The 8016-nt window shown below is 74.0% G+C and carries 8 protein-coding genes; 4 read left to right on the top strand and 4 right to left on the bottom strand.

The features are described from left to right. Positions 1-35 precede the first annotated feature (35 nt). Positions 36-1148 (top strand): anthranilate phosphoribosyltransferase, encoded by a 1113-nt coding sequence (trpD, locus tag ABD54_RS24015; protein WP_047871809.1) that lies wholly within the window; start codon positions 36-38, stop codon positions 1146-1148. A 94-nt stretch (positions 1149-1242) separates the two neighbouring features. Here the strand turns inward: trpD and ABD54_RS24010 are convergent, their stop codons facing one another. The 4 genes from ABD54_RS24010 to ABD54_RS23995 all read right to left on the bottom strand — a co-directional run bounded on the left by ABD54_RS24010 (position 1243) and on the right by ABD54_RS23995 (position 4565). Beyond that, positions 1243-1674: a hypothetical protein gene (locus ABD54_RS24010; RefSeq protein ID WP_047871808.1), complete on the bottom strand. Its 432-nt coding sequence runs from the start codon at positions 1672-1674 to the stop codon at positions 1243-1245. A gap of 6 nt (positions 1675-1680) precedes the next feature. After that, on the bottom strand, positions 1681-1956 hold the full coding sequence (locus tag ABD54_RS24005; RefSeq protein ID WP_013154155.1) for an Lrp/AsnC family transcriptional regulator: 276 nt from the start codon (positions 1954-1956) through the stop codon (positions 1681-1683). 76 nt (positions 1957-2032) lie between these two features. After that, positions 2033-2797 (bottom strand): rhomboid family intramembrane serine protease, encoded by a 765-nt coding sequence (locus ABD54_RS24000; RefSeq protein ID WP_047871807.1) that lies wholly within the window; start codon positions 2795-2797, stop codon positions 2033-2035. After that, complete coding sequence (locus tag ABD54_RS23995) at positions 2775-4565, bottom strand: DEDD exonuclease domain-containing protein (RefSeq protein WP_047871806.1); 1791 nt, start codon at positions 4563-4565, stop codon at positions 2775-2777. The genes ABD54_RS24000 and ABD54_RS23995 overlap by 23 nt, the downstream gene beginning before the upstream one ends. 131 nt (positions 4566-4696) lie before the next feature. Between ABD54_RS23995 and ABD54_RS23990 the strand changes: the two genes are divergently transcribed. The 3 genes from ABD54_RS23990 (at position 4697) to ABD54_RS23980 (ending at position 7762) form a co-directional block, all read left to right on the top strand. Further along, positions 4697-4978 (top strand): hypothetical protein, encoded by a 282-nt coding sequence (locus ABD54_RS23990; RefSeq protein WP_047871805.1) that lies wholly within the window; start codon positions 4697-4699, stop codon positions 4976-4978. Further along, entirely contained in the window at positions 4975-6387 is a 1413-nt protein-coding gene (locus tag ABD54_RS23985) for an NYN domain-containing protein (RefSeq protein WP_047871804.1), read from the top strand. The genes ABD54_RS23990 and ABD54_RS23985 overlap by 4 nt, the downstream gene beginning before the upstream one ends. 370 nt (positions 6388-6757) lie before the next feature. Continuing rightward, complete coding sequence (locus ABD54_RS23980; protein WP_200904182.1) at positions 6758-7762, top strand: NlpC/P60 family protein; 1005 nt, start codon at positions 6758-6760, stop codon at positions 7760-7762. Positions 7763-8016 lie beyond the last annotated feature (254 nt).

The following is an 8016-nucleotide window of genomic DNA, read 5'->3' as shown; positions in this document are numbered from 1 at the left end:
TCCCGTGCCCGTTCCTTCACCGTGGAGCAACCCAGATGAACGTCCCCGCCGCCCACTCCGCCGCAGGCTCCGGAGCCGCGAACCCCGACGAGCCGTCCGCCGTGACCGAGCGGACCTGGTCCAACCTCATCACCGCCCTGCTGGGCGGACGGACCCTGAGCGCCGGCGACACCGCGTGGGCGATGAACGAGATCATGTCCGAGGCCGCGACCGACGCCCAGATCGCCGGGTTCGCCATCGCGCTGCGCGCCAAGGGCGAGAGCGTGTCGGAGGTGACCGGCCTGGCCCGGGGCATGCTCGACAACGCCGTGCGCATCCACGTCCCCGGGCCGACCCTGGACATCGTCGGCACCGGCGGCGACCGCGCGCACACCGTGAACGTTTCCACGATGGCGGCGATCGTGGCCTCGGCCGCGGGCGCCCGCGTGGTCAAGCACGGCAACCGGGCGGCGTCATCCTCCTGCGGCACGGCCGACGTGCTGGAGCGCCTGGGCGTGGTCCTTGACCTGCCGCCGGAGCTGACCGTGCGGGTGGCCGAGGAGGCGGGCATCGCCTTCTGCTTCGCCCCGGTCTTCCACCCCTCGTTCCGCTTCACCGCCAAGCCCCGCCGCGAGCTGGCGGTGCCCACGGTGTTCAACTTCCTGGGCCCGCTGACCAACCCGGCCCAGCCCACCACATCGGCCATCGGGGTGTTCGACGAGCGCATGTGCGAGGTGATCGCCGGGGTGTTCGCCCGCCGCGGCTCCTCGGCGCTGGTGTTCCGGGGCGACGACGGACTGGACGAGCTGACCACCACGACCACCTCCACGGTGTGGGTGGTGGGCGACGGCCAGGCCCGGCGCGAGAGGCTCGACCCCGCCGACCTGGGCATCGCCCGCTCACGTCCGGAGGACCTGCGCGGCGGCGACGTCGGGTTCAACGCCCAGGCCGTGCGCGACCTCCTGGCGGGCCGCACCGGCCCGGTGCGCGACGCCGTGCTGCTCAACGCGGGCGCCGCCCTGGCCGCCGTGGACGGCGTCCGGGGTCCCCTGCTGGAGTCGGTGCGCGCCGGGTACGAGCGGGCCGCCGCGGCGGTGGACGGCGGCGCCGCCGAGCGCGCGCTGGAGCGCTGGGTGGAGACGAGCCAGCAGTACGCCAAGTCGCTGTGAACACGCGCCGGGGGCGCGGCGGCGGGGCGAACCGGTGCCGCGCCCCCGGCGTTCGGCCCGCCCGCCGGGGCCGGTGGTCCGCCAGCGGCGGGTCTCAGGCCTCGAAGCGGGCCACGAAGCGGCGCTGCCAGGGGGTCTCCACCGCACGCGGCAGGTAGTGCGCGCGGACGTAGGCGACCGCCTCGCGCCCGGGGACCCCGTCCAGCACCGCCCGGCACGCCAGCGCCGTGCCTGTGCGCCCCCGGCCGCCGCCGCAGGCGACCTCGACGCGTTCGGCTCCGGCGCGCGCCCACGCCTCGCGCAGCGCCGCGCCCACGGCCGCGGGGTCGGAGGGCAGACCGAGGTCCCGCCACCGCAGCCGGCGCCCCTCCCAGGGCACGGGCGCCGGTTCGCGGCCCAGCAGGTACAGCCCGAGGTCGGGCGGGGGTCCGGGCGGCAGCGGGCGCCTCAGGCCCCGGCCGCGCACCAGCCTGCCCGAGGGCAGGGCGAGAACCCCCTCCTCCCGCGCACTCCAGGTACCGGCCACGACCGGCTACCAGCCCAGGGCGAAGGCCGACTCCAGGTCGTGCCTGGAGTAGGCCTGGAAGGAGATGTGGGTGTCGGAGGAGAGCACGCCGGGCACCTTGTTCACCCTGCCGGGGATCACCTCGGCCAGGTCCTCGTGCTTGCGCACCCGCACCATGGCGATGAGGTCGACGCCGCCGGTGACCGAGTAGACCTCGCTCACCCCGTCGATCTCCGCGATCGCCCCGGCGACCTCGGGGATGCGGTGGACGTCGGCCTTGATCATGACGATCGCGGTGATCACTGTGCCTCCAGGGCGGTTCCTCGGAAAATGTCGGGACGGGCGCGACTGCCGCGCCGGGGCGCACCAGGGCGTATGCCTAGTAGACGTCGGACAGCCGCGTCCCGGAGCGCCATCGCAGCCGGTAGACCACCAGTCCCACGACCACCCCCGCGACGAACCCGTACACGTGCGCCGCGTAGGCGACGCCGCCTCCGGCGCCGGGGGCGCTCGGTGTGGTGACGTAGAGAAGATACTGAAGAGCGAAGTAGCTGCCCACCACGGCCCACCCGGGCAGGCGCATCGGGACCACCCCGAACACCAGCGTGGTCACCCGGCTGCGGAACTGCACGACCAGGTAGGCGCCCAGCACACCCGAGATGGCCCCGGACGCGCCCACCATGGGCATGGCGGCGTCGACGTCGGTCAGCGCGAAGCCGTAGGCGGCGGCGACCCCGGTGGCCAGGTACAGCCCCGTGAAGCGCAGCTTGCCGATCCGGTCCTCCACCACGGGCCCGAACACGAACAGGTACACCAGGTTGCCGATCAGGTGCCCGGGGCCGCTGTGCAGGAACATCGAGCTGAACACCGAGAGCCACACCGGCTTGCCGTCGAGCTGCCCGCACTCGGGTACCGCGTGCGGGACCAGGTCGGTCCGGCCCGTGATCTCGGCGGGCACGGCCCCCCAGTACATGAAGTAGTCCTGGATCGCGCAGAATCGCTCGAACATGTCCGTCGGGTACCAGACCGCGGTCAGCGCCTGCGGTGACACCAGGTAGACGAGGACGTTGACCGCGACCAGCGTGTACGAGACGACGGGGACGCGGCGGACGGGGTAGTCGTCATTGAGCGGAAGCGCGGCCATGGGCCCAGTGTGTCATCCCGGTGTGCGCCTCGGCGCTGCGCAACGGGCATGTCCACTCCCCGTCGATCTCGACCAGCCGCGTGGCGGGGTCGGCGAGCCAGTCCAGGACCAGCTCGGTCTCCCCCGGGAGCGCGCCGGGGCTGGGTCCGTGCCCGCCGGGCACGTACTCGGCGGTGGCCACGAGGGAGGCCAGGAACGCGGCGGGGTCGGTGCCCGGGCGCAGCACGGCGCTGGCGGCCAGTCGGCCGTGGCGGACCACGCAGGTCTCCCAGCCCGCGGCGGTGCGGCGGGAGGCGACCAGGTGCGCGACCGCGGCGATGGCCGACAGGCGCTGGGCCCGTCTGGCTCCGCGCAGGAACGCGGTGAGGCGGTCGCGCAGGTGCGCGGCCTCCTCGTAGCGCAGGTCGGCGGCGAGTTCGCCGATGCGCGCGGTGTGCGCGTCCACCACGGCGGCGGGGTCCCCGGTCATCGCCGCGCGCGCCGCCTCGGCGTGCCCCGCGTACTCGGCCTCGCTCTCGCTGCCGTCGCAGGGCGCGCCGCAGCGGCCCAACTGGGCCACCACGCACGGGCCCGTCCACCGCGCGCCCGAGGCGACCACTTCCGGTGCGACGCGGGCCGCTGCGCCGCCTTCCCCGACGACCGCCTCAGGGGGCCGGAAGGTGTGCGCGCACTGGCGCAGCGGGAAGACGTGGAGCAGCGCCTCCCTGGCGCGCTCGGCCTCGCGGGGCGAGGAGTAGGGCCCGATGTGGGCCGCGCCCTCGCCGCCGGCCGTGCGCACCACCGACAGGCGCGGGAAGGCGTCGGAGGTGAGCCGGACCCAGGAGGCCCGCTCGGGGTTGCGCGAACGACGGTTGTAGGGCGGTTTGCGTTCGGCGATGATGCGCAGTTCGCGGACGGAGGCCTCCAGCTCGCTGGAGCACACGATGGGGGTCACGCCCGCCACCAGGCCCGCCATCTCGCGGATGCGCTGGCGGCTCTCGGCCGCGGTGAAGTAGGTGCGCACCCGGCGGCGCAGGTTCTTGCTCTTGCCGACGTAGAGGCTCTCCCCGCGGGCGTCGGTGAACACGTACACGCCCGGCTCCTCCGGCAGGTCCTCGGCCAGGTGGCGCCTGTCGCGCTGGGCCTTGGTGGGCGGCTTGGTGACCGAGCGCAGCTCCTCCACGCTGGACACGCCCATGGGGCGCAGGCGCTCCACGAGCCCGTGCAGGACGCCGACCGTGGCGCGGGCGTCCTCCAGGGCGCGGTGGTTGGGCGCGGCCGGAACCCCGAAGTAGGCCGCCAGCGTGGCCAGCCGGTGGTTGCGCGTCTCGCCGCGCGCGAGTACGGCGCGGGCCAGGCGCAGCGTGTCCACGACCGGGTAGCCGGGCCAGTCCGTGCCGTGGCGCTCGCAGGCGGCCTTGAGGAAGCCGGTGTCGAAGGGCGCGTTGTGGGCCACCAGCACGGTGCCGGGTTCGGCGTCCAGGAAGGCCAGCAGCCGGGGCAGGACCTCCTCCATCGGCGGGGCCGAGGCCACCATCGACTGGGTGATCCCCGTCAGGAGGGTGATGTTGGCCGGTATGGGGGTACCTGGATCCACCAGGGTGGCGAACTCGCCGACGACCTCGCCGCCGCGCACCCTGACCGCGCCGACCTCGGTGATCCGGGAGCCGCTCGCGCTGGTTCCGGTGGTCTCCAGGTCCAGCACCACGAAGGACGCCGCGGCCAACGGCGTACCGAGGTCGCTGATGCTGGTTTGCACGCCGACGGGCGCCGAGGACTGTCGAACCACCCGGTCAGGGTAGTCGGCGGCGGGGACAACCCGTCGGAATACGGTCTGACCTGCCCGACATGCAAAGATGTGGGTCATCGGGGCGGCGGCCGGGCCGCCGCCCCGCCAGAGCACCAGACGAGGGAGGAACCGTGGGGATCGCGATGCCGGGTGACAGTGAGCGGTGGCGGTGCACCGGATGCGGCAATCTCACACGGTTCGACGTGACCCGGACCGTGCGCTCCCAGGACTACGTCCACCTGGACCTGGCCGGTGAGGGCGCGGTCGAGGAGCGCACCGTGCTCTCCGAGACCATCGAGCGGGTGCGGTGCCGCTGGTGCGGTGCCGCCGACAGCGTCGAGATCATCGCCCGCCCCGACGCCGACCGGTCGGTCCCCGGTTCCTCGGCGGAGAGCCCGACGGGTCGGGCATGAGCGCCCGCCCCGGTGCGGGCGGCGACTCCGACGGCGGCGACCCGCTCGACGGTGGCGACCACCCGGCACAGGACGGCGACGACGGCGACAGCGGCGCTGACGGCGGGGGCGAACGGCTGTCCCGGCCGCTGCCCGAGCAGGTGCGCGCCCGGGTCGTCGAGTACGGCTCGGACGTGCTCGGCGGCATGCGCGCGAGCGACCTGCCCCCGCCGCTGCGCAGGGTCGCCAGGTTCGAGCCGCGCCGCAGGGCACGGCTCGCCGGACCGCAGATCGCCGCCCAACTGGAGAACGACGAGGCCTTCCGCGGCATGGTCGCGGCCCGCGTGGACCAGGTGTGGCCCGAGCTGGCCGAGGGCCTGCGCTCGGGCGTGGTGCCCCCCGCGGCCGACCCGGTGGCCGTGGCCGCCTCCGCCTACCTGCTGCGCCCCCCGGGCTGGCCCGGCATCGTCGAGGACGTCCACCGGGAGCTGGAGCGCCAGACCAGCGCCAAGGAGGCGGACCAGACCGCGGAGGCCCTGGACGCCGCCCGCCGCCAGCTTGACGAGACCCGGCACGGACACCAGGAGGAGTTGGAGCGGCTGCGGTCCCGGATCAGGGCCCAGCGCACCGAGATCGCCGAGCTGCGCCGCAAGGTGCACACCGAGCGCCAGCGGGCCAAGGAGGCCACCGAACGGGCCTCGCGGGCGCTGGCCGAGACGGCGGGACGCGAGTCGGAGTCGACCGCGCGGGTCGGCGCGCTGGAGTCGCAGAACCGGCGGCTGAGATCGAGGCTGGCCGCCGCCGAGGCACAACTGGACAACGCCCGGCGGGCGGTGCGCGCCGGACGCAACGCCGACGAGGCGCGGCTGCGCGTGCTGCTGGACGTGCTGGTGGAGGCCTCCCACGGCCTGCGCCGCGAACTGGCGCTGCCCACCGCCCTGGACAGTCCCGCCGACCTGGTGGCCGAGACCGAGCAGCAGCGGCGGGTGTCGCTGGGCGGTCTGCCCGACGACGACCCCGGCCTGCTGGAGCACCTGCTCACCGCGCCCCGGGTGCACCTGCTGGTGGACGGCTACAACGTCACCAAGACCGGCTACGGGACCCTCCCCCTGGCCGACCAGCGCACCAGGCTGATGAGCTCCCTGGAGGGGCTGGCCAGCCGGACCAAGGCCGAGATCACCTGTGTGTTCGACGGCGCTGACGTGGACACCCCGCCGGTGATGGCGGCGGCGCGCCGGGTGCGGCTGCTGTTCAGCGCGCCCGGGGAGACCGCGGACGAGCTGATCGTGCGGCTGGTGCGCGCCGAACCCCCCGGGCGGCCGATCGCGGTGGTCACCTCCGACCGCGAGATCGTGACGGCGGTCCGCCGCGCCGGGGCGCGCGCGGTGCCCTCGACGATCTTCCTGCGCCGTCTGGAGTCGCACGGCTGACGGGGCCGGGCGTCCGCCGCACTGGCGGGTGCGGCCCCGCCCCGGCGCAGCGGGGACACACCGACCCCAGGCGTTACCTCTTCGTTACGCAACTCGGCCCGCGGCTCCCTCCCAGGAACGACGCGTGTGCCGCGGACGGCGGCACGCGCTGTGAAGACCGGCACGTACGGGGTCCCGTGGTTGAGCTGTGCAGAACGGTCCGCTAGGTTCTTCCCGGAACGTGAGTGCTCCACCGGACAGCAAGGCCGTGACTGGGCCCGCCGGTCGGGACCCGCCCACTCACCCGCGCCCGCGCCCCCGCGCGGGCCCCGTCACTGTTCTCCCCGCACCCCTATGCGGACTTGCCCGACCCCAAGGAGCGTGGACCGCCATGAAGAACCCCGGTGGACGACGTACGGCTCGCCGATTCGCCGCCACGACCGGAATCAGCGCGGTCGTCGCGGGCACCATGCTCGTCCCGGGCACCGCCTACGCGGAGCCGACCCAGGACGAGGTCGAAGACAAGATCGAGGAGCTGCGCGAGGAGGTCTCCACCGCGGTCGAGGAGTACAACCAGGCCAAGGAGGACCACGACGTCGCCGAGACCCTCTACGAGGACCTCGACGAGCAGGTCGGCGACGAGGAGGAGCGCTACGAGGAGCTCCGCGGCAAGGTGCAGGAGCTCGCCAGCGCCACCTACCAGTCCGGCGACCTGGACTCCATGACCAACGTCCTCTCCTCCGACGGCCCCGAGAGCCTGCTGGAGCAGAACGCCGACCTCAACTACCTGTCGGAGGCCCAGAAGGCCCAGCTCGACGAGTTCGGCTCCTCCCACGAGCGGCTGTTCGCCCTCAAGGACGAGGCCGAGGAGGCCCTGGAGGAGGCCGAGACCGCGCTGGAGGAGGCCGAGGAGGCCAAGACCGGCGTCGAGGAGAAGCTGGAGGAGCAGGAGACGCTCCTGGCCCAGTTCCCCGACTCCGACCCGGCCGCCGAGGGTGCCGACGGCAGCGGCGGCCAGTCCTACACCGGCTCCGCCTCGGGCAGCGCGGGCGCGGCCCTGGACTTCGCCTACTCCAAGGTCGGGCTGCCCTACGTCTGGGGAGGCACCGGCCCCAACGGCTACGACTGCTCCGGCCTGGTCCAGGCCGCCTGGCGCGCGGGCGGCGTCGACCTGCCCCGCACCACCTACGCCCAGGCCGAGGTGGGCCAGCGCATCTACGACATGAACGCCCTCCAGCCAGGCGACATCATGTTCTTCTTCGGCGGACTGAGCCACGACGGGCTCTACGCCGGAAACGGCCAGATGGTGCACGCGCCCAGCAGCGGAAGCAACATCGAGGTCGTCGGCCTGGCCGCGTACTGGGCGGGCGAGTTCCAGTTCGCCGTCCGCCCGTAGAGGGGTCCGAGACACGCAGGGCCGTCACCCGCGAGGTGGCGGCCCGCCGCCGTTTAACGGACAACAGTCCTGTTTTCGGACACCCCGCACCAACCGGTGGAACATTACGAAAAGGTTGAGAGCGGCCCGGCGGATGCACTAGTGTTCATCGCCGAGCGCGGTCGCCACCTCATTCACCGCCCCCTGGCGGTGACGGCCGCGCCCCGGTCGGTCCGACCCCACCCCGCGGGTCACGGCCCGCGTCCTCCCGGCCC

This window comes from Nocardiopsis sp. RV163 (genome assembly GCF_001029525.1).
Classification (GTDB): Bacteria; Actinomycetota; Actinomycetes; order Streptosporangiales; family Streptosporangiaceae; genus Nocardiopsis; species Nocardiopsis dassonvillei.
The sequence above is the reverse complement of the archived record's forward strand: the minus strand, read 5'-3'. Positions and strand labels throughout refer to the sequence as shown.

Coding starts and splice junctions, on each gene's coding strand:
- trpD (WP_047871809.1), top strand. CDS start 36: ATGAACGTCCCCGCCGCCCACTCCGCCGCAGGCTCCGGAGCCGCGAAC.
- ABD54_RS24000 (WP_047871807.1), bottom strand. CDS start 2,797: ATGGCCGCGCTTCCGCTCAATGACGACTACCCCGTCCGCCGCGTCCCC.
- ABD54_RS23985 (WP_047871804.1), top strand. CDS start 4,975: ATGAGCGCCCGCCCCGGTGCGGGCGGCGACTCCGACGGCGGCGACCCG.
- ABD54_RS23980 (WP_200904182.1), top strand. CDS start 6,758: ATGAAGAACCCCGGTGGACGACGTACGGCTCGCCGATTCGCCGCCACG.